This is a genomic window from Campylobacter concisus (assembly GCF_902460665.1).
Lineage (GTDB): Bacteria > Campylobacterota > Campylobacteria > Campylobacterales > Campylobacteraceae > Campylobacter_A > Campylobacter_A concisus_AL.
Genome location: NZ_CABPUR010000001.1, coordinates 445,298 through 470,475, shown reverse-complemented (window position 1 = coordinate 470,475; position 25,178 = coordinate 445,298). Strand labels below are relative to the sequence as shown.

General features: G+C 35.7%; 28 protein-coding genes. 13 read left to right on the top strand and 15 right to left on the bottom strand.

Annotated elements, in window-relative coordinates; all coding sequences use genetic code 11:
- Positions 1–6 precede the first annotated feature (6 nt).
- The 6 genes from rpsS to rpsJ are packed head-to-tail and all read right to left on the bottom strand — an operon-like array spanning position 7 to position 2,927.
- A complete protein-coding gene (gene rpsS / locus F3G66_RS02395; RefSeq protein WP_002941639.1) occupies positions 7–288 on the bottom strand; it encodes a 30S ribosomal protein S19 in 282 nt (93 codons plus the stop codon).
- A gap of 2 nt (positions 289–290) precedes the next feature.
- Entirely contained in the window at positions 291–1,124 is an 834-nt protein-coding gene (gene rplB, locus F3G66_RS02390) for a 50S ribosomal protein L2 (protein WP_021091121.1), read from the bottom strand.
- Position 1,125: 1 nt separating this feature from the next.
- On the bottom strand, positions 1,126–1,407 hold the full coding sequence (locus F3G66_RS02385; protein WP_002941535.1) for a 50S ribosomal protein L23: 282 nt from the start codon (positions 1,405–1,407) through the stop codon (positions 1,126–1,128).
- Position 1,408: 1 nt separating this feature from the next.
- Complete coding sequence (gene rplD, locus F3G66_RS02380) at positions 1,409–2,023, bottom strand: 50S ribosomal protein L4 (RefSeq protein WP_012140561.1); 615 nt, start codon at positions 2,021–2,023, stop codon at positions 1,409–1,411.
- On the bottom strand, positions 2,020–2,598 hold the full coding sequence (rplC, locus tag F3G66_RS02375; protein WP_002941563.1) for a 50S ribosomal protein L3: 579 nt from the start codon (positions 2,596–2,598) through the stop codon (positions 2,020–2,022). The genes rplD and rplC overlap by 4 nt, the downstream gene beginning before the upstream one ends.
- A 20-nt stretch (positions 2,599–2,618) precedes the next feature.
- Complete coding sequence (gene rpsJ / locus F3G66_RS02370) at positions 2,619–2,927, bottom strand: 30S ribosomal protein S10 (protein ID WP_009295257.1); 309 nt, start codon at positions 2,925–2,927, stop codon at positions 2,619–2,621.
- A gap of 257 nt (positions 2,928–3,184) precedes the next feature.
- On the opposite strand from rpsJ, the gene F3G66_RS02365 reads away from it, so the two are divergent.
- From F3G66_RS02365 to F3G66_RS02350, 4 genes are all read left to right on the top strand, one after another.
- Positions 3,185–6,220 carry an Eco57I restriction-modification methylase domain-containing protein gene (locus F3G66_RS02365; RefSeq protein WP_149707021.1) on the top strand — a complete coding sequence of 1,012 codons (3,036 nt, stop codon included), beginning with the start codon at positions 3,185–3,187 and terminating at the stop codon, positions 6,218–6,220.
- Positions 6,183–7,277 carry an AAA family ATPase gene (locus F3G66_RS02360; protein WP_149707020.1) on the top strand — a complete coding sequence of 365 codons (1,095 nt, stop codon included), beginning with the start codon at positions 6,183–6,185 and terminating at the stop codon, positions 7,275–7,277. The genes F3G66_RS02365 and F3G66_RS02360 overlap by 38 nt, the downstream gene beginning before the upstream one ends.
- 78 nt (positions 7,278–7,355) lie before the next feature.
- Positions 7,356–8,210, top strand: coding sequence for an S-adenosylmethionine tRNA ribosyltransferase (locus tag F3G66_RS02355; RefSeq protein WP_149707019.1), 855 nt, complete (start codon positions 7,356–7,358; stop codon positions 8,208–8,210).
- Positions 8,210–8,761: a ribonuclease HII gene (locus F3G66_RS02350; protein WP_149707018.1), complete on the top strand. Its 552-nt coding sequence runs from the start codon at positions 8,210–8,212 to the stop codon at positions 8,759–8,761. Before F3G66_RS02355 ends, F3G66_RS02350 begins: the two co-directional genes overlap by 1 nt.
- 45 nt (positions 8,762–8,806) lie before the next feature.
- Here the strand turns inward: F3G66_RS02350 and tpx are convergent, their stop codons facing one another.
- From tpx to F3G66_RS02335, 3 genes are all read right to left on the bottom strand, one after another.
- On the bottom strand, positions 8,807–9,331 hold the full coding sequence (gene tpx / locus F3G66_RS02345; RefSeq protein WP_149707017.1) for a thiol peroxidase: 525 nt from the start codon (positions 9,329–9,331) through the stop codon (positions 8,807–8,809).
- A 14-nt stretch (positions 9,332–9,345) separates the two neighbouring features.
- Positions 9,346–10,488 (bottom strand): trans-sulfuration enzyme family protein, encoded by a 1,143-nt coding sequence (locus F3G66_RS02340; protein ID WP_149707016.1) that lies wholly within the window; start codon positions 10,486–10,488, stop codon positions 9,346–9,348.
- 216 nt (positions 10,489–10,704) lie between these two features.
- Positions 10,705–11,160: a DIP1984 family protein gene (locus tag F3G66_RS02335; protein WP_149707015.1), complete on the bottom strand. Its 456-nt coding sequence runs from the start codon at positions 11,158–11,160 to the stop codon at positions 10,705–10,707.
- Positions 11,161–11,259: 99 nt separating this feature from the next.
- Between F3G66_RS02335 and F3G66_RS02330 the strand changes: the two genes are divergently transcribed.
- Positions 11,260–12,426 (top strand): MalY/PatB family protein, encoded by a 1,167-nt coding sequence (locus F3G66_RS02330; RefSeq protein ID WP_149707014.1) that lies wholly within the window; start codon positions 11,260–11,262, stop codon positions 12,424–12,426.
- A gap of 500 nt (positions 12,427–12,926) precedes the next feature.
- Here the strand turns inward: F3G66_RS02330 and sodB are convergent, their stop codons facing one another.
- Positions 12,927–13,544 carry a superoxide dismutase [Fe] gene (gene sodB, locus F3G66_RS02325; protein WP_149707013.1) on the bottom strand — a complete coding sequence of 206 codons (618 nt, stop codon included), beginning with the start codon at positions 13,542–13,544 and terminating at the stop codon, positions 12,927–12,929.
- 442 nt (positions 13,545–13,986) lie between these two features.
- Between sodB and F3G66_RS02320 the strand changes: the two genes are divergently transcribed.
- From F3G66_RS02320 to F3G66_RS02310, 3 genes are read left to right on the top strand one after another with little or no spacing between them, the layout of a single operon-like run.
- Positions 13,987–14,979 carry a DctP family TRAP transporter solute-binding subunit gene (locus tag F3G66_RS02320; RefSeq protein WP_149707012.1) on the top strand — a complete coding sequence of 331 codons (993 nt, stop codon included), beginning with the start codon at positions 13,987–13,989 and terminating at the stop codon, positions 14,977–14,979.
- A complete protein-coding gene (locus F3G66_RS02315; RefSeq protein ID WP_084041037.1) occupies positions 14,979–15,521 on the top strand; it encodes a TRAP transporter small permease in 543 nt (180 codons plus the stop codon). Before F3G66_RS02320 ends, F3G66_RS02315 begins: the two co-directional genes overlap by 1 nt.
- A gap of 11 nt (positions 15,522–15,532) precedes the next feature.
- A complete protein-coding gene (locus F3G66_RS02310) occupies positions 15,533–16,816 on the top strand; it encodes a TRAP transporter large permease (protein ID WP_021091123.1) in 1,284 nt (427 codons plus the stop codon).
- A 25-nt stretch (positions 16,817–16,841) separates the two neighbouring features.
- Here the strand turns inward: F3G66_RS02310 and F3G66_RS02305 are convergent, their stop codons facing one another.
- From F3G66_RS02305 to F3G66_RS02290, 5 genes are read right to left on the bottom strand one after another with little or no spacing between them, the layout of a single operon-like run.
- On the bottom strand, positions 16,842–17,894 hold the full coding sequence (locus F3G66_RS02305; RefSeq protein ID WP_149707011.1) for a GGDEF domain-containing protein: 1,053 nt from the start codon (positions 17,892–17,894) through the stop codon (positions 16,842–16,844).
- Positions 17,887–18,966, bottom strand: coding sequence for a GGDEF domain-containing protein (locus F3G66_RS02300; protein WP_223154189.1), 1,080 nt, complete (start codon positions 18,964–18,966; stop codon positions 17,887–17,889). Before F3G66_RS02300 ends, F3G66_RS02305 begins: the two co-directional genes overlap by 8 nt.
- A gap of 46 nt (positions 18,967–19,012) precedes the next feature.
- Positions 19,013–19,171: a hypothetical protein gene (locus F3G66_RS09395; RefSeq protein ID WP_021091126.1), complete on the bottom strand. Its 159-nt coding sequence runs from the start codon at positions 19,169–19,171 to the stop codon at positions 19,013–19,015.
- A gap of 10 nt (positions 19,172–19,181) precedes the next feature.
- The gene (locus F3G66_RS02295) at positions 19,182–21,026 is read right to left on the bottom strand and encodes a mechanosensitive ion channel family protein (RefSeq protein WP_107789056.1); all 1,845 of its coding nucleotides are present in this window, start codon (positions 21,024–21,026) and stop codon (positions 19,182–19,184) included.
- A complete protein-coding gene (locus tag F3G66_RS02290) occupies positions 21,019–21,663 on the bottom strand; it encodes a carbonic anhydrase (RefSeq protein ID WP_072595207.1) in 645 nt (214 codons plus the stop codon). Before F3G66_RS02290 ends, F3G66_RS02295 begins: the two co-directional genes overlap by 8 nt.
- Before the next feature lie 170 nt (positions 21,664–21,833).
- Here F3G66_RS02290 and F3G66_RS02285 point away from each other — a divergent pair, with 170 nt between their 5' ends.
- The 5 genes from F3G66_RS02285 to frr all read left to right on the top strand — a co-directional run bounded on the left by F3G66_RS02285 (position 21,834) and on the right by frr (position 24,813).
- Complete coding sequence (locus F3G66_RS02285; RefSeq protein ID WP_149707010.1) at positions 21,834–22,532, top strand: Bax inhibitor-1/YccA family protein; 699 nt, start codon at positions 21,834–21,836, stop codon at positions 22,530–22,532.
- Positions 22,519–22,908: a thiamine-phosphate pyrophosphorylase gene (locus F3G66_RS02280; RefSeq protein ID WP_087577411.1), complete on the top strand. Its 390-nt coding sequence runs from the start codon at positions 22,519–22,521 to the stop codon at positions 22,906–22,908. Before F3G66_RS02285 ends, F3G66_RS02280 begins: the two co-directional genes overlap by 14 nt.
- A 66-nt stretch (positions 22,909–22,974) precedes the next feature.
- A complete protein-coding gene (secG, locus tag F3G66_RS02275; protein ID WP_021091090.1) occupies positions 22,975–23,304 on the top strand; it encodes a preprotein translocase subunit SecG in 330 nt (109 codons plus the stop codon).
- A gap of 2 nt (positions 23,305–23,306) precedes the next feature.
- Positions 23,307–24,266, top strand: coding sequence for a polysaccharide deacetylase family protein (locus F3G66_RS02270; protein ID WP_149707009.1), 960 nt, complete (start codon positions 23,307–23,309; stop codon positions 24,264–24,266).
- On the top strand, positions 24,256–24,813 hold the full coding sequence (gene frr / locus F3G66_RS02265) for a ribosome recycling factor (RefSeq protein WP_085658440.1): 558 nt from the start codon (positions 24,256–24,258) through the stop codon (positions 24,811–24,813). The genes F3G66_RS02270 and frr overlap by 11 nt, the downstream gene beginning before the upstream one ends.
- The last annotated feature ends 365 nt before the right edge of the window (positions 24,814–25,178 follow it).

Sequence of the window (25,178 nt, the reverse complement as noted above, 5' to 3'; positions counted from 1 at the left end):
CTTCCCTTACTTGCCGATTTTCTTTTGCACTGAGCCTTTATGACCCTTAAATGTGCGTGTTGGAGCAAATTCGCCAAGTTTATAGCCTATATGATTTTCTGTAACATATACAGGAATAAAGCTCTTGCCATTGTGAACGTTAAATGTTAGTCCAATCATTTCAGGTACAATCGTGCTACGTCTTGACCAAGTTTTGATTGGTTTGTTATCGTTTGCATTTTTTGCGGCAATAACTTTTTTCATTACATGATCATCTACGAAAGGACCTTTTTTGAGTGATCTTGCCATCTCTATTTTCCTTTCCTTCTTGAAATTATAAGCTTATCGCTAGCTTTTTTACGGCGAGTCTTAGCACCTTTAGTTGGTTTACCCCATGGAGTAACTGGGTGACGGCCTGAATTTTTCTTACCTTCACCACCACCGTGTGGGTGATCAACTGGGTTCATAGCAGAACCACGTGTTTGTGGGCGGATACCGCGGTGGCGATTACGTCCGGCTTTACCGATAGTGATATTAGCCCAGTCTTCGTTGCCAACTACACCAATACTTGCCATACACTCAGCTAGTACTTGTCTCATCTCGCCACTTGGCATTCTTAAGATAACATACTTCTCTTCTTTGCCCATTAGCTGAGCATAACCGCCAGCTGAACGAGCTATCTGAGCGCCTTTACCAGGCTTTAGCTCTACGTTATGAACGATAGTACCAACTGGGATAAATCTTAACTTCATAGCGTTACCTGGTTTAATATCTAGTGAGCCCTCATCGATAGATGCGATAACGTCGCCAACATTTAGGCCATTTGGTCTAATGATATAGCGTTTTTCACCATCTTTGTAAGCTATAAGAGCGATACGGCAGTTTCTGTTTGGATCGTACTCGATCGCTTCAACTTTACCTTCTATACCAAATTTGCGACGTTTAAAGTCGATGATACGATAAAGTTTTTTTGCACCTGCTTCTTTATGTCTTGAAGTTATACGACCATTGTTATTTCTACCGCCAGATGCAGGTATTTTAACAAGCAAGCTTCTAACGCTTGGTTTAGCTGTTATATCTTCAGAGCTTAGTCCAGTCATATATCTACGACTAGGTGTATATGGTTTATATGATTTTATAGCCATCTTACGCCTCCGTATTTTCTAGGCTTACGCCTTCAGGTAACTTAACGTAGAATTTCTTTATCTCGTCACGTTGGCCTGCTCTTCCTCTAAAACGCTTAACCTTGCCGCTAATTCTAAGTGAATTTACGCGAACAGGCGTTACTCCAAAATACTCTTGCAAAACCGCTTTTAAGCTGTTTTTTGTAACTCTTGGTGAAGTTTGGATAACAACAACGCCTTGTTCTTGAAGGCCTAGAGTTTTTTCTGTATAAATAATTGTTTTGATATCAGTTATATCCGCCATTTTAGCCCTCTTTTGTTATAGTTTTTAGTGCAGCTTTTTCAATAATAACCGAACTAAATGTAGAGACAAGATAAGCATTTACCTCATTTGCATCTACTACATAGCAGTTTGCTAAATTTCTAAAAGCAAGTAGTGTTTTATCGTCTAGTAAATCTTTAACGATAAGTGCGTCTTTTACTTTTAAATTTTTGATGATATTAGCTGCATCTTTTGTCTTTCCAGACTCGATTGAGATGCTATCTACTGCGAAAATTTTACCATCTTGTGCTTTTACTGCCAAAGCGTACTCAAGAGCTAGTCTTTTTTGTTTTTTATTGACTTTTTGAAAATAGTTTTTCTCGTTTGTTGGACCAAATGCAACTGCACCGCCTACCCAAACGTTAGTTCTAGTTGAACCCGCTCTTGCACCACCACGTCCTTTTTGTCTCCATGGTTTTTTACCACCACCGCTTACAAAAGCACGGCTTTTAGTGTGAGCCGAATTTGCTCTTATACCAGCAAGGTAAGATTTTACATAAAGATATAGGTTGTGCGGATTTACTTCAGCGTAGCTTGCAGGAAGCTCTAATTCGCCTGAATTTTCAAATTTATCGTTTAATACGTGAATTTTACTCATTTTACAATCCTTATTTTACCCATTGCACCATTGTGACCAGGAACGCAACCTTTTACAACTACGATGCCATTTTGAGCGTCAAAGCTTATTAGCTCGTTTTTAACAGTAACTTTCTCATTGCCCATGTGTCCTGCCATTTTCATACCTGGTTGAACACGACCTGGCCATTCGCAGTTACCAATTGAACCGTGGCGTCTGTGGAAACGTGAGCCGTGGCTTTTTGGACCACCACCAAAACCATGTCTTTTTACTACACCTTGGTAACCTCTACCTTTTGAGTTAAAGCTAACTTTTAAAATTTTAGCCTCATTTAATGGTGTAAAGTCTAGGTTTCCAACTTCGCTATTAGCTACTTCAAGCGTAGCAAATTTGTTAAATTCTGCTGTCAGATTGTATTTCTTTTGCTGACCAGCGATAGCTTTGTTGTTTGCTTTAGTGTGGGCATACGCTACGATAGCACGTTTGTTTTCGTCGATCTCACATACTTTAGCCTCAACTAGCTTAAGTAGTGTAACTGGCGTACTCTTCGTGGCAATCGTTCTACTCATGCCTATTTTTTCTACAATATATTCCATACTCTTATCCTTTTGTCCGCTTATTTCATCGCACGAACTTCGACATTAACTTCTGGAGCTAGGTCGAGTTTTGTTAGGCTATCTACAGTTTCTGGAGTAGCAGCTACGATGTCAAGCATACGAGCGTGTATTCTCATCTCAAACTGCTCACGTGAGTCTTTGTTGATGTGTGGAGATTTTAAGACTGTATAGCGTTTGATCTTTGTAGGCATTGGTACCGGGCCACGAACGTCGGCACCTGTTCGTTTGACAGCTTCTACGATTGCTGCAACAGTGCGGTCTAGAACTCTATGGTCGTAAGCTTTTAGCTTTAACCTGATTCTTTCCATGTGTTTTCCTTTAAAAAGAACTTGTCGCAAACTCGCGACCTCTTTACATCAAAATAACTCGCATAGGATCAAGCGATCGTACGAGCAAAGACGCTTGTCTTTTCGTAAAGAGAACGCGATTTTACAAAAAAGCTATTATAGTTGTCAAGAAAAACGTTATTTTTTGATGAATTTTGATTAATTATTTCCTTTTAATAAGGAAGGTATAAAATTTAAAAAGATAAAATTCTAAAAATTAAAATTTTAAAGAGTAAAAAATGTCAATCTTTAATACAAAATTCTTATTAGCCCAAGAACAAGATGAGGAAAAGCTCAAGAGGCGTTATTCAAATTTACAAATATATCAAGCAAAAGCTAGCGACATTAAGAATTTCAAAGAAGAGAAATTTCAAACGCAATTTCTAAAAGATATCTTTGAAAACTGCCTTGGCTACACTTTGGATACTACTGATCCTACAAATTTCAATCTTGAGCGCGAGAAAAAGAACGAAACTGACGGCAAAAAAGCAGATGGGGCGATACTTATAAATGGCGAAGTTAGATGCGTGATCGAGCTAAAAGATCAGACCACACAGCATCTTGATAAAACTCCATCCAACCGCGAACTTAGCCCGGTAGATCAAGCTTTTCGCTATTTTATCTCAAATGAAAATGCCAAATATGTCGTTGTTTCAAATTTTAATGAACTGCGCTTTTACATCGGCAATAAAACAACATTTGAAAAATTTGACCTTTTTACAGCAAGCTTTGACGAGTTTAAAAGGCTTCATTTGCTGCTTAGCTTTGAGAGCATTAGCATAGATCTGCCGCTAAAGCTAAAAGAGAAATTTGCCACTCACGAGCGTGAGATTTCAAACAAATTTTATAAAGACTTTAGCGCTTTTAGACTTACTCTTTTCAAAAATATTTGCAAAAACAATGCTAGCATTGATAAAAATAGGCTTTTAAGCCTGACTCAAAAACTATGCGACAGGTTTGTCTTTATACTATTTGCTGAAGACCGCGGACTACTAAGACTTCGCACGATAGCCGAGATAAAAGATAAATTTCAAAACCAAGTTACCGAGCTAAGCTTTTATGACTTTTACAAAATTTACTTTAAAGCCATTGATGAAGGCAGTGAACGCCTTGATATCAAACGCTACAATGGCGGACTTTTTGCCACAGATACTGAGCTTGATGGGCTAAAGATAGATGATAGCGTGCTTGAGGCGCAATTTTTAAGTGACTATGACTTTTTAAGCGACATCGGTGTAAATATCCTAGGACATATTTTTGAAAGCTCATTAAACGATCTTGAAGAGTTAAATGCACAAATAAATGGTGGCGAATTTGATGCTAAACAAAGCAAACGTAAAAAAGATGGCATATTTTATACGCCAGAGTTTATAACAGAATTTATAATTGACAATTCGCTTGGCACGCTTTGCAAAGCTAAAAAAGATGAGCTAGGGCTTGATCTAAATGAGCTACTAGCACCAAAAAATCCCAAAAAATTAACCAAAGCAGAAAGTGAGATCAAAGATAAAATTTATGCTTACCGCGAGTGGCTTTTATCTCTTAAGATACTTGATCCAGCTTGTGGTTCTGGTGCGTTTTTAAACCAAGCTTTGGAATTTCTCATTGCCGAACATAGCGCATTAGACACTTGCCGAAAAGTATATGAGGGAGAGGGTTTGGGACTTTACGATATAGAAAGCACGATTTTAGAAAATAATCTTTACGGCGTAGATATAAATACCGATGCGGTCGATATCGCCAGACTGTCTCTTTGGCTCCGCACAGCTGCAAAGGGACGAGTTTTGACAGATCTTAGTAAAAATTTAGTAGCTGCAAACTCGCTTTTAGAATTTCCTTTTAACTTTAAATTTGATATCGTTATCGGCAATCCTCCCTATGTCAGACAAGAGGCGATAAAAGAGCAAAAGCCAGCCCTACAAAAATATAAAGCTTATAGTGGCACGGCTGATTTGTTTGTCTATTTTTATGAGCTTGGCATTACGCACCTAAAAGAAAATGGGTTTTTAGGTTTTATATGTTCAAATAAATTTTTCCGTGCCAGCTATGGTAAAAATTTACGTAAATTTATACTAGAAAATACGCAAATAACACATATTATCGATTTTGCTGGGGTTAAAGTTTTTGAAGACGCGAGCGTAGATAGCGCGATTACTATTTTTAGAAAAATAAGAGCCGGTGAAAATTCAAAATTTAATTTCCTGGCTTCAAGCTCCATAAATTTAAAAGCACAAAAATTTATCCAAATACCACAATCCACGCTAAACAAAACAAATTTCACTTTCCTTGATAAGAGCAAATTTGAGCTAAAAAGCAAGATCGAAAAAGTCGCAAAGCCATTAAAAGATTGGGATGTGAATATTTATCGTGGAATTTTAACTGGATTAAACGAAGCTTTCATTATCGATAGCGACACTCGTGACAAAATTTTAAGCACTTGCATTGGGGACGAAAGAAAACAGATACAAAAGCTCATTAGACCGATCTTAAGGGGTCGAGACATAAAGCGTTATGACTATGAGTGGGCTGGGCTGTGGCTCATAAATATCCATAATGGATATGGCACCGAGCCTCGCATCAATATAGATAATTTTCCTAAGCTAAAACTATATCTTGATAAATTTGAGCCAAAACTTTCCAAGCGCTCTGATAAAGGAGCCACACCTTATAATCTACGAAACTGTGCATATTTGGAGGAATTTGAAAAAGAGAAAATTTTATGTGCCAGAATGGTGCAAAGCCCAAAATTTGCTTACGATACAAATAATAATATTCCAGACAATACTGCATATTGTATAACTGGCGAAAATTTAAAATTTTTATTAGCTTTTTTAAATTCAATAGGTGTTTATAAAATTTTCAACTTTTTCTATGCTGGAGGCGGACTTGAAGGCGAAATAAAAATAAATCGCTTAGAAATTTTGCCTATTCCCCAAATAACGCCGCAAAATGAAAATTTAGCAAACGAGATAATAAATTTAGTTGATGAGATTTTAAAAGCCAATGAAAAAATCAAGCTTTATGAGAAACACATGCCTACTTTAACTCTTGATGAAAAGCTAGAAGCCAAAGAAAATATCGACGCACTAAACGACAAAATCAAGGCAAGTGACGAAAAAATAGACAAACTTGTTTTTGAGCTTTATGAACTAACGAGCGATGAGATCGCGCTTATAACGGGGGGGGGTTCTGAAGGTATAGCAAAAATTTACATATACATCTTACAAAGGGGAGAAAATGAACCAACTAGAGCTTTATTACAATCAGCCGCTTAAATCAAGTAAATTTATCCCTAGAAAATATGAGATCATCTCGCCAAAAACACTAATAATTGGACCTATTTCAAGTGGCAAAACAACACTTATTTATGAATTTTTGAGTCATTATAAAAGCGAGGAGAGGCTTTATGTAAATTTAGAAGATCTAAGAATAGACAAAGGACCGCTTCTGGCTAATTTAAAAGAATTTTTAGAAAAAAATATGCAAATAAAGGCACTAGCTGTTGAAAATTTGCATGCGGAAGACCTTAAAAATTTGAGCTTCCTGGATGAACTTCCGCTTGAAAATATTATCTTTACAAGCAAAGAACTTTCTCTGTCGCTTGATGGCTTTGCGCACATAAATTTAAACTACCTTGACTACGAAGAATTTATACTATTTTTTAAGAAAAATTTAGACCAAGATATGTTTTTTAGCTATTTTTTGGCTCATGGAAATGAGATCGCAAGCGCTTTTTTGGACTCAAGCGAAGTCACTTCTCACTTGCAGCAGCTTTTAAAAGCGAATTTAAATGATCAAAGTATTGGCATATTAAAAGAGTGTGCTCCAAAATGTCACGATATATTTAGCGCTTTTGGTATTTATAAAAATTTAAAAGAGCAGATGAAAATTTCAAAAGATAGTGTCTATAGCGCAGTAGCCAGCCTTAATGAAAATGGTTTTATAGAATTAGTGCCAAATTTAGATGAGAGCAGCACGAGCAAAAAACTCTACTTTACAAATTTTGCACTTCGTAACGCTTTGTATCTAAAAAAGGATTTTTTAGCTGTCTTTGCAAATGTAGTTTTTTGCGAATTGCTTAAATTTAAAGATGAAATTTACTACACAAAAGAGATTGATTTCTTCCTTAATAAAAGGAAGATCGCGATCATCTGTGTGCCGTTTTCTGCACCAGAGATTATCTTTTTGAAATTTAAAAAACTCCACGTAAGCTTAAAAGAGCTGGGTGTAAGTAAGCTTCAGATAATCAGCGTTGCAAACCAAGCTGAGCTTAGCCTTGAGGGCATAAAATGCGAAATTTTGCCATTTTCTAGGTGGAGTCTAGGTTTATAAATTTAAACCTTTATTTGATTATTGTTTTAAAAGCTTAAAGTAAAGAAGCTATAATCAAAAAAACTATGAAGGACGGACATGAGAGCATTTATTGGGATTTTTATACTTATAGTAAGCCTATTTGGCTATGAGATAAATCACGAAAACTGGGCAAAATTTTATAAATTTATTGGCGAGGCAAATGGTATAAAATTTGAAGTTTATATGAACTATTTTAAAGATGAATTTGAAAATTTTAAGCAAAGTAAGAGCTTTAAAGTGCCGGCCAAGATAAGCGGACATATCTTTTTTGATGGTACAAAATATGACTACGAAAAAGGTAATCTTGAGCAAAATATCAGTGAAATTTCATCGCTAAATGCTGTATCTGATAAGATAAATTTAGACGTTAAAAATGAAAATGGCGAGCTAAAGGGCAAAATAATCGTTAAAAACAAAGCCTATAATGCGACTATTAAAAAAGAAAAAGAGTATGAAATGCTAAATATTGGCATCCAAATGACCGAAGCAAATGGCACAAGATACGAAGCTATAATTAACGATATATTTGCCAAAGAATCGGCTAAAAAAAATAAAAATAAATTACTCTCGACACTTTATGACCTAAAAAGTGAACGTAAAAAATGGCCAAATAACCAATTTGAAAGCCTAGATAACATCTACTATATAAATGACAAAATAAAAAGCATCTGCACCTATAAAAATAACAAAACTAGCTGCGATGTCGTCTTGCTTAAAACCAACAAGAAGCTAAAGTTAAAGCAGATTTTTAAAGATATGAACGATCCTCATCTAAAAGCAATCCTCGCAACAGCAGGAGTTAGCGAAAATTTTGTACTTTCGCCACTTGGTCTTACCTTTTTAAATGAGGAGCAAATTAGCGTGCCACTTGATGAGCTAAGACCATATTTTAGTGAGGATATCGGACTTTAATGGCAAAAATTTGTGGCATAGATGAGGCTGGACGTGGGGCTTTAGCTGGGCCTTTAAGCGTAGCGGCCTGCGTGCTAAATAAAGAAATTTCAGGCCTAAACGACTCCAAAAAACTAACCGCAAAAAAGCGTGAGGAACTTTTTAAAGAGATTATAAAAAGCTCAAATTTTCTCATTATCTACTTCTCAAACGTCCAAATAGACGAACTTGGGCTAAGTGAGTGCTTAAGACGAGCGCTCAAAATTTTTAAGGCGCACTTTGAGGGTTTTGAGATCATTTACGATGGAAATTTAGACTATGGCGTTGGTATCACAACGATGATAAAGGCTGATAGCAAAGTCGCTGGGGTAAGCGCTGCTAGCATATTAGCAAAGGTTAGTCGTGATAGTTTAATGAAAGGCTGGGATAAAATTTACTCAAAGTATGGCTTTGCTGGGCACAAAGGATACGGCACAAAGGCGCACCTAGATGTCATTGCCAAGTTTGGCTATTCGAGCCTTCATAGAAAAAGCTTTGTAGTAAAATCTTTTGAAAAATCTCTATTTGACTAAGATTAATTATCTAAGCATCAAATAGATGCTTAGATAACGTCCTTTTTAATGGCAGCCACAACCGCAACTACCGCTACTTTTAATAGCGTCAAATACAGCATCGTAGTTTGGCTCTTCTGTCACTTCAGGGACGATTTGTTTGTGAATTATTACGCCATCATTGATGACAAATACCGCTCTTGCAAGTAGTCCTTTTAGTGGGCCATCGCTCATTAAAACGCCATAGTTTTTAGCAAATTCTCCGTATCTAAAGTCACTTCCTACACGTAAATTTTTTATACCTTCAGTCGTGCAAAATCTCCCCATCGCAAATGGCAAATCATTTGAGATGATGCTTAGTTTTACGCCGTGTTTGCCAGCTACTTTTTCGTTAAATTTACGAGCCTCTGCTGCGCAAACACCAGTATCAAGTGACGGCAAGCAAACAAGTACTTCTACGCCATTATTTCCGCCTACGTTAAACTCGCTAAGATCTTGTGCTACGACTTTTGCTTCAGGCGCATAAGAGCCTACAAAGACCTCATTTCCACTTAAATTTACATCACTACCTTTAAATTTTGTAGTTGCCATATCTATCTCCTTTATTATTTTTTTGCTTTTTTAAATGCTTGATCAAGATCTGCTATTAGATCATCAGCGTTTTCGATACCGATGGCTAGGCGAAGCAAGTTTTGCTTTATACCAATCTTATCTAGCACCTCTTTTGGATATGCCTCATGTGTCATCGTCGCAGGCCTACAAATGAGGCTTTCCACACCTCCAAGGCTCACTGCTAGATCAAAAATTTCTAGCGATTTTACAAATTTATTTACATCATATTTTTCATCTAGTTCAAATGAGATGAGAGCACCGATGTCACTTGCTTGAGCCGCTTGCATCTTTGCCTCTTGCTCGCTATATGAGCCGGCAAAATGCACCACGCTAACAGCGTCATTATTCTGCAAAAATTTGATTATTTTATGGGTATTTTGTGTTTGTCTATCAAACCTAACGCTAAGCGTTTTAAGCCCACGTATTAGGTAGTATGCGTCCATCGGGCTTATGATGCCACCAAGTGTGTTTTTAGCAAATTTTATCTTTTCGGCCAAAGCATCATCGTTTAGCGTAACGATACCAGCGATCACGTCAGCGTGTCCGCCGATATACTTTGTAGCGCTATATACCACGATGTCAGCTCCGTGCTCAAGCACTTTTTGATAGTAAGGCGTCAAAAATGTGTTATCCACGATGACTAGAGCGCCCTTTTTGTGAGCGATCTTTGAAATTCTAGCGATATCTGTCACTCTTAAGAGAGGATTTGACGGAGTTTCGATGAATATCGCTGCCACATCGTCACTTATATCATCTTCGCTTAAAAAATTTAGATCATCTATAAATTCGCTCTTTATGCCGTGGCTTTCAAAAACAGTCGTGACATATCTATAAGTGCCGCCATAAACGTTGCTATTTAGTAGGACCTTTTGTCCCGTTTTTATAAGGCTAAGTGCAGCTGCTGTTGCGGCCATGCCTGAGCCAAAACTAAAAGCGTATTTGCTGCCTTCAACTTTTGCAAAAATTTCATCAAATGCTTTTTTGGTTGGGTTGCCACCACGCGAATATGCAAATTCTTGAAAATTTTCAAGATCATCTTGCACAAATGTACTTGCTAAAAAAATAGGCGGAATGACAGCTTTATTTGGATTATTTTTAGCTTCAATGCCCTTTACGATCAATGTGTCAAGTTTCATAAATTTCCTTTTAAAAATTTGTGAAATCTTACATAATAAAGATTAATCTTCCCCAAACCCACCCAAAACGTAGCTAAATCAGTAAGTGGTAGTAACATTTATTTTTAAGAATGCATTTTTTAAATTGCTGGGATAAATTTAAGCTTTTGCTCTCTCCCCGCAAGCCTAATAAATTTTTCTTTTTACTCGCCTTTAGCTACATTTTCACCATAAATTTTACTCTACAAGATCAACTTGCCAGTTTGCCTCTTGTAGCTTCATATCTAGCTCTCTGATCTCTTTAGAAAGCTCGTCTATTTGCTTTTGAAGCATGGCTACATCAACACTACTTAAAATTTTTATCTCACTATTTGAGTAAAGATCGACCTTTTGGCTTGCGCTTTTGGCAAATTCCCTAAGCACGCTTGCTTTTTGGCTTAGCGTATCTTTTTTAGCGATCATTTCAGTTAGACTCGCGCCTTCAAATTTTGCACTCGAGTTTGTTAAATTTATAGCCAAGATCAGTCTAAATAGCTCATCGCTTAGCCTATCAAGCTCTTTTAAAAGAAGCTTTGGATCTTCGCTAGGCCTTTCATTTTCTTGCATTTTTGCATTATCGAGTAACCTGCCTTTTAACTGCTCTAAACGTTTTTGTGTATCGGCCCTTAAAATGAGAGCCTGAGCTAATTTCATCATTTTTCCTTTTGAAATATTAAATTGAGAGAAAATTTCAAATTATATTAGTATCTTTTGGGTTATAATTGATTTAAAATTTTATTTTAAGGAAAAGCTATGAAGTACGATTTTGATACGCTTATTAGCAGAGATGGCACCAACTCATCGAAGTGGCGAATGAAAAACGATGTTTTGCCAATGTGGGTTGCTGATATGGATTTTAAGGCTGCACCTGAAATTTTAAATGCCCTACAAAAGCGTCTTGATAATGGCGTCTTTGGCTACTCATTTATCCCAAAAGAGTGGAACGAAGCGATTAAAGGCTGGTGGAAGAGGCGTCATGATGTTAGCTTTGAAAACGATTGGATGTGCTTTTGCACTGGCGTTATACCAGCGATTTCAACTGCGATTAGAAGATTTAGTAATCCAGGAGATCAAATTTTAGTTCAGGCTCCTGTCTATCATGTATTTTTTAACTGCATAAAAAACAACGGCCGTGAAATTTTATCAAACGACCTTGTCTATAAAGATGGCTCTTATGAGATTGATTTTGAAGACCTTGAGGCAAAGCTAGCTCAGCCACTAACAACTATGATGCTTCTTTGCAATCCTCACAATCCAATAGGAAAAATTTGGGACAAAGAGACGCTTAAAAAAATAGGCGAGCTTTGCTATAAGCACGATGTTTTGGTTATCAGCGATGAGATCCACTGCGACATAACAGATCCTGGATTAAGCTACGTACCATTTATCAGTGTTAGCGAAGAGTGCAAAAATAACTCAGTCACGTGCATCTCACCTACAAAAGCCTTTAATATAGCTGGACTTCAAAGCTCAGCCATCGTCACGCCAAATGAGCAAATACGTGCCAGAATAAATGCAGCTGTAAATTATGATGAGATAGGTGAGGCAAACGCATTTGCGATAACTGCGACAATAGCGGCATTTAATGATAGTCAAACATGGCTTGATGAGCTTAGAAATTATCTCTTTGAAAACAAAAAAGTCGTTATAAATTTCATAAAAGAGCAAAATTTGCCAGTAAAGCTTCTGCCTTCAAATGCGACTTATCTTTTATGGCTTGATTGCAGCGCGTTTTGCGAGGATTCGAGCGACTTTATGAATTTCTTGCGTGACAAAGCTGGACTATGGCTAAATGACGGCAATGCTTACAGGGGAGATAGATTTTTTCTCCGTATGAACATAGCAACCCAAAGAGCCAGAGTGCTTGAGGGGCTAAAACGCTTACAAAATGGTATAAATTTATACACTTCAAAAAGATAAATTGAGTAAATTTGGCTGAGTGGCTTTTGAATTTTAAGCTACTCCTGCCTAATATTGATACAGCTCTGGGCACTTTTGAAGCAGTAAATATTGCCCCAACATTTTTAAATATCAAATCAAGTTTTGCTAATAAATTTAAAGACAAGATGGCCTACGCTAGTTTTTGTTTAGTTGCTTTAAATTTAAGCATAAAACCGCTTAGCCATAATAGGGCAGATAGATAAAACGAGTAATTTGTACCTTTTTGAATTGGTAAAGATCATGTTCATAGCTCATAAATTTAGCAGTGTATTTAAAATTTTTAACAAAGTAGAAATTTGAAGTTGAGATAACTCACACTGGCTTTAAATTTAAGAGAAATTGTTTGCTAAAACAAAATTTTGAGCCATTTTTGAAGTTACACTTTCTTTTAAAACAAGGTAGTTCTTACTGATAAATTTTATGACTTTAAAAATTTAGATAAAAGTAGAAATTTAAAGGCGGGTAAGCCCCGCCAGATATTATTTATGAAGCTCTTTTGTGTAAAACTCAACTGAGCCAAGGCCCTCTTTTTGCGCCCACTCGTAAGCTTTGCTTACAAATTCCCAGTTTATATTCTCATAAAATGTCTCTAGGTATTTTGGGCGAGCGTTGAAGTTGTCGATGTAGTAAGCGTGCTCCCAAACATCAACGACTAAAAGTGGCACTTTGCCGTCACTCACTGGAGTTTTTGCATTGCTAGTTTGTACGATCTCTAGCTTTTTACTGCTTGGATCAAATACAAGCCACGCCCAGCCTGAGCCAAAAAGCGTTGTAGCTGCTTTTAAAAATTCCTCTTTAAAATTAGCGAAATTTGCCTCGATCGCAGCTTTTAGCTCGCTTGACATCTCGCTTTTTTTAGCGATGCAGTCCCAGTAAAAGTCGTGGTTGTAAACTTGAGCAACGTTGTTATAAAGCCCACCTTCGCTATTTGTTAGAATTTCATAAAAAGATGCGTTAGCAAATTTTGTATCTTTTATAAGATTGTTTAAATTTGCTACGTAAGTTGCATGATGCTTGCCGTAGTGGTATTCACAGGTTTTTGCGCTAACTACTGCATTGCTATTTGCATCAAATGGAAGTTTTCTAAGTTCAAACATAATAATTCCTTAATAATAAAATTTGTTGTTTCGTATTATAGCCATAAAAAATTAATAAACAAAAATCTTTTAAATTTAGCCACAAAATATAGGCTAAATTTAAGCAAACCTAAACTTACATTTTTTGGCTGGCTTTTAAGCTTATGAAAAAGCAAACTTAGAGCAAAATATCCCGTGCATTTGGTTAAATAGATTCAAAAAATTTATTAAAAGTAAAAATAAAATAAATTTTATGTGTAAAAAAGTAACAAATATACTTTAAAAGTTTAGTTATTGAAAAACTATAAAATTTTTCAAAAATCTAAATTAGCTTTTAAGAGCATAATTGTTACTAAAATACACATATAAAAATAAATAGCTGTGAATTTACGAAACAAAATTTCTAAATTTTTATTTTTGAAATTTATAATGTGTTTAACAAAACCATTACAAAGGATAAAAGATGAAATTCTTGCAAGCTTTACTTTTTACTTGTGCCATCAGTGGCTTAGCATTTGGTGCAGACAAGGTCTATACGATCAAATTTGCTCACGTTGTTGCAGCTTCTACGCCAAAGGGCAAGGCAGCTGACTTTTTTGCTAAACGTGCTGAGGAGCTAAGTGGTGGCAAGCTAAAAGTTCAAGTTTTCCCATCAGCACAACTACTTGATGATGATAGAGTTTTTGGTGCATTAAAGCTTGGCAATGTTCAAATGGCAGCTCCAAGTTTTTCAAAATTTACACCGATAGTACCGCAGTTTCAGCTATTTGACCTACCTTTCATTTTTAAAGACGCAGAGCACCTTCATAAGGTCCAAGACGGCGAGGTCGGCGAGGAGCTAAAAACCCTTGTTACAAAAAAAGGCTTTGTGGCGCTTGATTATTGGGATGCTGGATTTAAACACTTTAGCTCAAGCAAAAAGCCAGTTCTTGTGCCAGAAGATGCAAAAGGACAAAAATTTAGAATCCAAAGCTCAAAGGTACTTGAAGAACAAATTAAAGTAGTTGGTGGCAACCCACAAGTTCTGCCATTTTCAGAGGTTTACTCTGCACTTCAACAAGGCGTAGTTGATGCGACAGAAAACCCACTTTCAAATTTCTATAACTCAAAATTTCACGAAGTTCAAAGCTCGCTTACACTTTCAAGTCACGGATATTTGGGCTATTTAGTCGTTATGAGCGATAAATTTTGGAGCAAGCTACCAGATGATCTAAAAGCAACTGTAAAACAAGCTCTAAGCGAAGCAACAGCTTTTGAGAGAGAAGAGACGGCAAAAGAGGACGCTCACGTCATAGCTGAGCTTGAAAAATACATCGCCGCTAGTAAAAAACTAGAAATTTATAAAATCGATGACGCACAAAAAGCCGAGTGGCAAAAGGTTATGCAGTCAATCTATCCTAAATTTTATGATGTTATCGGTAAAGACCTCATAGAAAAGACTCTTGGGACAAAATAATGAAGAGTTTTTTTAATGTCCTTGATATAGCGATAGCCTCACTAAATAAAACTATCGCAGTAGTTGGGCTAGCTAGTGGAACATTGCTAGCCTTTGCAAATGTTATGGCTAGATATTTTTTCGATAAAAGCTGGTCTTGGGCAAGCGAGCTATCAAACTATCTTTTTATCTGGTCGGCGTTTTTTGCCGCGGCATATGGCTTTAATAAGGGCATTCACGTCAGTGTGACTATTTTGGTGGAAAAATTTCCACCAGCCCTTGCAAAAGCGTGTTTAATCTTCTCTCATGTACTAACTACTGTGTTTTTGTTATTTATCGCAGTCTATTCGATTGATTATCTACAAATTCTTCACGAGATCGAGCAGATGATAATAGACCTTGGCATACCACAATGGGTACCTATGGTAGTGCTTCCAATAGCCTTCGTTACAGCTAGCTACCGCTCGACTGAAAAAGCCATAAAAGTAGCTCTAACGCCTGCAGAAAATGTCGTAAGCAACGAAGCACATGAGCTAGCTCATGGTAGCGTAGTCAAAGATTAAGGAGAAAAAAGATGACAATAGCATTTTTATTTATCCTACTTTTTGCGCTAATGCTAATAGGCGTGCCAGTGGCGGTTTCGCTAGGCACAAGTACGGTTTTGACGATGATATTTTTCACAGATATAGACATCGCTACGATCCCACAGCTTATATTTGATGGTATCAATAAATTTTCGCTAATGGCGATACCGATGTTTATCTTGGCTGGAAATTTACTAAGTAAAGGTGGTTCAGCAAGGCGTATTATCGACTTTGCAAAGTCTATGGTCGGACACTTGCCAGGTGGTTTGCCTATGAGTGCGATATTTGCCTGCATCATCTTTGCAGCGGTCTCTGGAAGCTCGCCTGCGACGGTTGTAGCTATTGGCTCAATTATGTTTGCAGCGATAAAAGAGGCCGGCTATCCAAAAGAGTACGCGGTGGGCGGCATAACTACGGCTGGCTCACTTGGAATTTTGATCCCGCCTTCAGTTGTTATGATAGTTTATGGCGTAACTGCTGAGGTAAGTATTGGCAAGCTCTTTATGGCAGGCGTCGTGCCAGGTCTTATGCTTGGAGCTTTTATGCTTGTTCAAACTTATGTTGGCGCAAAAAAGCTTGGCTTTAAAGCGACTAAGGCTGAGCCGTTTAAAGTGAGAGTGCAGAAATTTGCAAAAGCATTTTGGGCGCTTTTAATCGTTGTCGTGGTCATCGGCGGAATTTATGGAGGAATTTTTACTCCAACTGAAGCTGCTGCGGCAAGTGCGGTCTATGCGCTATTTATCTCACTTTTTATCTATAGAGATATAAAGATAAAAGATCTTTGGGATATCTGCTTAGACTCAGCCCTTACAACAGCTATGATATTTTTCATCATCGCAAATGCCGTTGTTTTTGCATATTTGCTAACTAGCGAGCAGATCCCTCAAGCGATCGCTTCTATGATACTTGACGCAAATATCGGCATGATAGGATTTTTGATATTTGTAAATATCTTGCTCTTTATCATGGGTCAGTTTATGGAGCCTTCAAGCGTCATCATGATCATGGTTCCACTATTGCTTCCGATTTCAACGCAACTTGGCATAGATCCGATACACTTTGGCATTATCTTAGTTGTAAATATGGAGATAGGTATGGTGACTCCGCCTGTTGGACTAAATTTATTTGTCGCAAGCGGTCTTACAAATATGAATCTAAAAGAGGTCATCATGGCATGCTTGCCGTGGACACTTACTTTGTTCTTTGGCCTTATCTTGGTTACTTATATACCACAAATTTCTCTTTGGTTACCAAACATAATGTATGGACATTAAAATTTAGAGGCTCATGCCTCTAAATTTATGCTTTTGGGTCGTAATCCGCACTCATAACGATATTTTTACCACTTCGCTTACCAGCATAAAGTAGATTATCAGCTTGTTTTATCATCTTTTCTAAGCTAAATTCTCCCATACCATCATGAGCAACTACTCCAAAAGTCATAGTTGCTTTAATCTTTATGTTTTCAAACTCAACTATATTTTTACTCAAAGTCTCCCTCACACGCTCTACGATACTTACAGCTGCGTCTTTTTTTACGCCCAAGACGACTGCTAAAAATTCTTCTCCGCCAAATCTAGCTACTCTATCTTTATCTCTAAATGTGCTTTTAAATATGCCTGATAAGCTTTTTAAAACAGCATCTCCTGCGCCGTGTCCATAAGTGTCGTTTATCTTTTTAAAGTTATCAATATCGCACATAACGATAGCAAAGTCCCTATTTTTATAAAGATCGTTTTGACTTAAAATTTTCTGCATCGAAGTACGATTTAAAAGTCCTGTTAATGGATCGTGATTTAAGATATTTTCAGCCATCTCTTTTTCCTCTAAGATACTTAAAAATATAAATAAATTTGAACTTTCCAAAAGGTACGAAATAACAACCGAAAATATACAAACCATGCTTAAGTTAAAAACAAAAAGTAGATCTTTAAAGCCGTCAAAATCTTTTACAGGCTGGCCATCTAAATATACATAGCAGGCTATAGATAAAATTATTTGCACTGCAACTATTATGTAGTTAAAAAATTTATAGGTAAATGAGGTAAAAAACAGTATTAGCGACGATGCTAAAAACAATAACCCAAATCCATATCCCCATCCAAGTGTCAGCATACAAACCAATGCATGAAATAAAATTTCAAGCTGGACTACTACCATTGTTATCTTGTTATTTTCAGGGCTATCGTAAATAAGCCTTAAAAGAAAAAGATAGGTTGCAACTGAAAATACATTCATAACTGCTAGAATTTCTTCTTTCATAAATAAAAAAATAAAAAAATAACAAACGTGAGTTAATAATATTGAAAGCATGATAAGTTTTTGAGCCGTATAGAGTGAAATTCTACGCATCCGAGCCCTTTTTTAAAATTTCTAATTCGATACGGTCTTTGCCATTTAGCTTTCCTTCATAAAGCAGCTTATCTACTAAAGTTATGGCTTGCTCAAAATCCACCTCAACACCATTTGCACATATTAGCATGCCAAAGGTCATAGTAACTGGAGTTTTATCTGGAAGTTTTGCGTTGTTTATCTGTTTTTTAAGCCTTTTACTCACTTCGTGGATAAATTCTATCTTTGTATCGGGCAAGATTATCAAAAATTCTTCTCCGCCCCAGCGGCAAACATAGTCTTTACCTCTAAATGATTTCTTTAAAGCGCTGGCTACATCTTTTAAGACCTCATCACCGCAGTCATGCCCATATGTATCGTTTATTTTTTTAAAATTATCAATATCGCCTAGCATTATGACTAAATTTGTGTTACCGCTTCTTTCCTTGTTGGCAATTAGTTCAAATCTTAAAGTTTTTTCTATTGTTCTTCTATTTAAAAGCTGCGTTAAAAAATCATGATTTGAATCTTTTTCAAGCTCTTCTGTCTCTTTTCTTATTTGCTGATATCCACTAGAAGTGATAACACCTGCAAACATTGAAAGTCTTAAAACAATAAAAAAAGCAAAACCAATACTGCACACGACTATCGTCCCTCGTATAGCTGATGGGATCAGCGGCGTCTCATCTTTATGAATAAAATAAAGAAGTATAAGCAAGATTAATTCTAAAAATGCCATTATATAAGTAAGACTCTTTGAATCAAACGCTAGGAAGTAGTTTATAAAAATTACACCAACAAGTATTATCCAAATTCCAGTATTCCAACCCATAGTAGTAACAATAATAGTAACAAGTAATATGATATTTAGGTGAAATGCAAGAGATATTAATACTCTATATTTTATGTCGAATTTTATTCTAAGCAATATACCAGCTGCTATAAATAATAAGCACATAAAAAGTAGTGGTGTAGCTATGATCATAAAAAGTAACAAAGATAGTGCATTCGCAGCTATCATAACGTCTAATATCGTTTTATAGATATCATCGATCGCTTTATAACTACTTTGATCTACAAAATCGTGTGTCAAATAAAACTCCCTGTAAATTTATTCTATTAAATTTCATTAAGTATTTTTAATAAGAGTCGTAACTATCCTCATCCTCGTCACTATCTTCGTAGTTGTAGTCATTTTCATCGTAATTATAGTCATAACTATCGCTACTATCGTCCTCATCGTCATTAAATTCAGAGTAGTCTTCTTCTACTTCTTCATAGTCAAAATCATCACTCATTGTTTTCTCCTTAAATTTTATCTTTGACACTTTCAATATACAAGCTTTGGCTTGGGAATGCGAAATTTAGACCATTTTGCTTTAAAATATCCATAATCTTTAGCATTACATCTTGTTTGACATCTAAAAATTCTCCCCAAACGATAGTCTTTGCAAAACAATAAACCAAGATATTTATTGAGCTATCTGCAAAATCATCAACCACGACAAATAAATTTGATTTATATCCAGCATAATCATCAACCGAAACTATACTTTGTCTATATTTTAGCCCTTTTTTCTTTGCTGTTATATCCTCACTTTTAGCAATATCTGGATGATTTATCAACATAGTTTTTATATCATCTACACATTTTTTAATCTCATCAGTTGTCGCTCCATATTCAATGCCAATTAGCATTCTGATACGTCTACCAACCTTTCTTCTGCTCCAGTTTCTAACAGGATCACTTGCTAGTTTTGAGTTTGGCACAAAGATTAAAGCATTATCAAAACTTCTAATAGTCGTCTTTCTAAAGCCAACCTCAACAACAGTACCCTCTATATCACCACAAACTATCCAATCTCCTTGCGAAAATGAGTTATCAAAGAGCATCATAACAGAAGCAAAGAAGTTTGCGATGATGTCTTTTGCAGCAAATGCAACAGCAAGACCACCGATACCAAGTGAAGCTATGAGCGCTGATATATCAAAGCCAAGCTTTTGAAGAATTAGTAAAAGTGCGATTATTAATACAATTACATAGACTACTTTTAAAACTAAATTTACGACCTCTTTTCGTCTACTCTTTTGTGCAATTTTATCGATTATTACTATGCCATAACCATTTAGGATAGTTAAAACAAGCCATGAAAATGCGACTATATAGACGATCGAGAATATATTTGCTAGAGTTAGTGGCACTGGTACTGGATAAAAGCCAACACCTATACAAATATTTAGTGCATAAATGATAAGAAGTGCAGAGATAGGCTTTTTAACGATATCTACTATCTGATCCTTTGCTTCCTTTACGCCTTCGCCTGATGCAATAAGTGACATAAGCCAGTATGTGAGTTTGGCAAGAATTCTTGTAAGTGAGACAAAAAATAAAAATACTACGATTATAACTACAATCTTACCAACGTTAAATTTTGCCGAATTTATAGAAGTTAGCTTATTTATATATTCGACCGTATCGACTAAATTTAGCTCTGATAAGATCATGCTTGAGCTTAGAAGATCGGCATTGTTTTTAAGATAGATTAAAATTTCCTCATCAGTCTCTTTTTTTAGATCAAGCTCGGCAAATGCGTTATCGTAAGAGCTTGAAGTCTCATTTAGAGAATCTTTTAGCTCTTTTATACTGACGTAAGAATTTGTTTGTAGATTTAAAAGTCCATTATCTATCACCTCTTTTATAGAGTTTGCTTTAGCGCCTTTTTTAAATATCTCTTCAAGATTAATTAAAGCTGAGAAGTATGCATAATCTATCTTCATTTTCTCAAGCTCAATAGCACTTTGAACGTAAGCATCTTTGTTTGATTGCTTCTCTAATCTAGCTACTTTTTTTTCTAAATTATTTTTTTGCAAAATAAATTTATCAATATCGTTTTGAGTTACCTCAATCTGCATAACATATAGTGGAATTTTTTCCAAAAGGTCATTTTTTTTCTTTTGAAGTCCAGCTAAATTTGAATTATCAGCTTTTGTTGAGTTTGTATCTTTTTGCTGTGCTTTTATGATTTGGATTTGGTTGTTTAAAGTTAAAATTTGATTTGTTAGGCTTAGTATATTTTCTTCTTGTGTTTTATTATTTTCAGCACCAAAAAGCATTATAAATGAGAGCAAAATGATAGTTAAAATTTTACGCATTTTCACCTCTTTTGTCCGCTAGAAGTTTGAATGTACCTTCCTTTAAATCGTAGCTGAAAATTTCACCGGTTTCTATAATGTAGTGCCAGCCATAAATTTGAAGATTTCCTCTTTCATACTCCTCTTTTACATTTGGATAAGTCATTATATTTTCGATCGAATTTATCACATTTAATCTCTCAGTTAGCCACGCCATTTTTGCTGGATCGTCGCTTGTAAATTTAAGCACTTCTCTCTTAATTGGTTCTATTAGCTTTATCCAATTTCTAACATTTGGCGTGGTTTTGAGCTTTTTTTCATCCATATAAAGCGCTGCACATCCGCCACAGTCAGAGTGTCCGCAAATAATGATATTTTTGATATTTAAAAGCTCTAATGCATATTCGATAGCAGAAGTCGTTGCCAAAAACTCCTCGCTCACTCTATAAGGCGGCACAATATTTGCGATATTTCGCACCATAAAAAGCTCGCCTGGAAGGCAGTTTGTTATCAAATTCGGTACTACTCTTGAATCAACACAGGATATAAAAAGGGTATGTGGGTCTTGTCTATTTTGTAGACTTTTAAAGAGCTCTTCATGCTCTAAAAAGCCATCTTCCATAAATTTTACCGCACCTTCAAGTAGCGAGTCATCCATAAAAATTCATCTCCGTTTTTTATATTTTTACGCGATTATAGCAACTTTTATTTAATCTAAAAAATACTTTAATATATAAATTTTTAACTAATATAATTTGTTAAAATTCTTTTTATTCATTGTTTAATTTTTTTAGGTTAAACTCATTCAAAAATTCATAAGGAGATAAAATGAGTCTGTATGATAGGAACTACGCAAAACAAAATCAAGAAGAACTTGCGTATTCTCAAAGCTCACTAAGCACTTTTATAAAACAAACTTATCAACTTTTTGCAGCATCACTACTTTCAGCAACAGCTGGCGCTTATGTAGGTATTAGCATAGCTGGCGTTTTTGCGGCAAATAGATTTTTGTTTTGGGGACTTGTTATAGTCGAGTTTGCACTACTTTTTGGCTTAATGGCAGCTAAACGTAAAGAGGGATTAAATTTAATACTTCTATTTGCGTTTACTTTCATAAGTGGCCTTACGCTAACTCCGCTACTTTCAGCGATCTTGGCTATGCCAAGTGGAGCTGGTATCGTAGCTCAAGCATTTGGACTAACAACAGTTGCTTTTGGTGCATTAAGTGTCTTTGCAATGAATACAAAACGTGACTTTACAACAATGGGTAAAATGTTGTTTATAACCTTAATTGTTATCGTTGCAGCAGCTATTATCAATATCTTTGTTAAAAGTACAATGTTTCAACTTATAATCGCAAGTATTTCATCGATCCTATTTAGCGCATATATACTTTTTGATACGCAAAATATTATCCGTGGAAACTATGAAACACCAGTTGAAGGCGCAGTTGCTTTGTATCTTGATTTTGTAAATCTATTTACATCATTACTACAAATTTTAGGAATTTTTAATAGAAACGACTAAAGATGAGCGCATCTACCGAGTAATAGATGCGAATCTAAATAGGCTAAAAGAAGGGCTTCGCGTTGTTGAAGATATGAAAAGATATGTCTTTGATGACGCCAAGCTCGCCTATAAGATAAAATCCCTCCGCCACAAGGCAAAGATCCCGCAAAAAGAATTTTTAAAATTTAGAAATTCTCAAAACGACGTTTTAAAAACTAGCACAAAAAGCGAGCAAGCTAGAGAAAATTTAGATGAGATAATCACTGCAAATTTCAAGCGTGCCCAGGAGAGTGCTCGCGTGCTTGAAGAGTGCTTTAAGCTCATAAATTTAGAACAAGCCGAGCTTTTTAAAGGCATAAGATACGAGCTTTATGAGCTTGAAAAAGAACTTTAACTAAAAATTTAAATCTTTTCTTGTATAATCGCAAACAATTATTTTTAAAAATTTAAAGGAAATTTCGTGAGTTTAATATTTTTGATCTTACAGTTTGCTCTAGCTGTCATCATAACTATCGCTGTTTTACTTCAAAAAAGCTCATCTATCGGACTTGGGGCATATAGCGGAAGTAACGAGAGTCTTTTTGGAGCAAAAGGACCAGCTGGATTTTTAGCTAAATTTACTTTTATCGTAGGTATTTTATTTATCTTAAATACACTTGCACTTGGATACTTCTATAATAAAGATCTAAAACGCTCTATCGTTGATAGCGTCGATAGTAAATCTCTAGTCATACCAAAGTCAAACGACGTACCATCAGCTCCTAGTGCACCACAGACTCCAGCAAAATAACAATGATAAAAACACTTTTAGCGTCATTCTTGACGCTAACATTTGCTTTAGCAGACGCTCATATTTTAGTCTATCATCGCTTTGACGATCCAAGACATACAAGCACTGATATTTCTATTAAAAATTTAAGAGAGCAGTTTGAATATTTCAAAAATAATGGCTATGAAGTCGTTAAACTCTCAAAGCTAGTCGATGCTGTAAATGCTGGCGAAAAAATACCTGATAACTGGATCGTCATCACTGTAGATGATGGTTATAAAAGTTTCTATGACAAGGCCCTTAGTGTATTTAAAGAGTATAACTATCCATTTGCACTAATGCTTTATGTGGAAGCCAGTGCAAATAAATATGGCGATTATTTGGATTTTGATCAGATTAAAGAACTTGAGGCTTATGGCGAGATTGGATACCACTCGTATGCTCATCCAAGGATGACGAAGCTTAGCGATGAGGCATTAAGAGAGGATTTTCAAAAGGGCGTTGAAACCTTTGAAAAACACATGGGCTATAAGCCAAAATACTTCGCAGTGCCTTACGGCGAGATCGATAGTAGAGTGGTTGCTCTTGCAAAGGAATTTGGCTTTTTAGCACTTTTAAATCAAAACTCAGGCGCGGTTTCAGACAAGAGTGATGTTTACGATCTTTATAGAACACCAGTAATGAACGGTACCAAAATAGCACTAACTTTTAATAGTAAATTTCTAAATGCCCAGTGGATATTTCCAGAGGGCTATCCGCAAAATAATGCGATCGACAAGCTAATCATCAAAACCGATACAAATGCTAGTGAAGGTAATTTTTTCATGACTGGCTTTAATGGCTTTAAAAAAGTACCTATGACAAATGGTGTTTTTGAGTGTAAATTTAACCCCCCTCTCGATAAACGCAAAGTTTTAATATCACTAAAAGTAGATCATCAACGAAGTACAAAACTTCTAATAAAGGACATCAATGCTAAATAAAATTTACGAAACACAAAAAGAAGGCTGCGAAAAAGCAATAGCTTCATTAAAACGTGACTTTACAACGCTTAGAACGGGCAAGGTAAACATTAATATCGTAGATCATGTAATGGTTGATTATTACGGCTCGCCAACCCCGCTCAACCAAGTAGCCACTGTGCTTACAAGCGACGCTTCAACTATCGCTATCACACCTTGGGAAAAAAGTATGATAAAAGCCATATCATCGGCTATCCAAGCAGCAAATATCGGTGTCAATCCAAATAGTGATGGTGAGAGTGTCAAGCTATTTTTTCCACCTATGACCGTCGAGCAACGCCAAGAAAATGCAAAACATGCAAAATCAATGGGAGAAAAAGCCAAAGTTAGTATAAGAAACATAAGAAAAGATGCAAATGATGAAGTAAAAAAACTTGAAAAAGAAAAAGCTATAACTGAGGACGAGAGTAAAAAGGGGCAAGATGAGGTTCAAAAGATAACTGACACCTACACTGCAAAAATCGATACTCTTGTAAAAGAGAAAGAGGCTGAGCTTTTAAAAATCTAAAATTTTTAGAAATTTTTCCTTATCTAGCTACTCTTATGTAGCTAGATATTCTCTCAAAATAATATTTCAAAAAAATATTTATCAGCAAGTAGTTTAATTTTTTGTCTGTTGTACTTTTATCTATTAAATATAAATAGATCCTAACTACATAAAACATAGCCACCACTTTGTCTTTAAACTATTTTCATGGATTGCTTTAATTTAATTTTTATTTTGGATTCGTCTTAAATTCTTTATTCAATATTATTAATTTTACATATATTATTTTAAGAATTTAAGGTAGCTAAAAATAAAATATAAAAACTCTTAAACTTTCCATTATCTTACAGTATCTTACTTTGAATAAGTAATTTTATACTATTTTT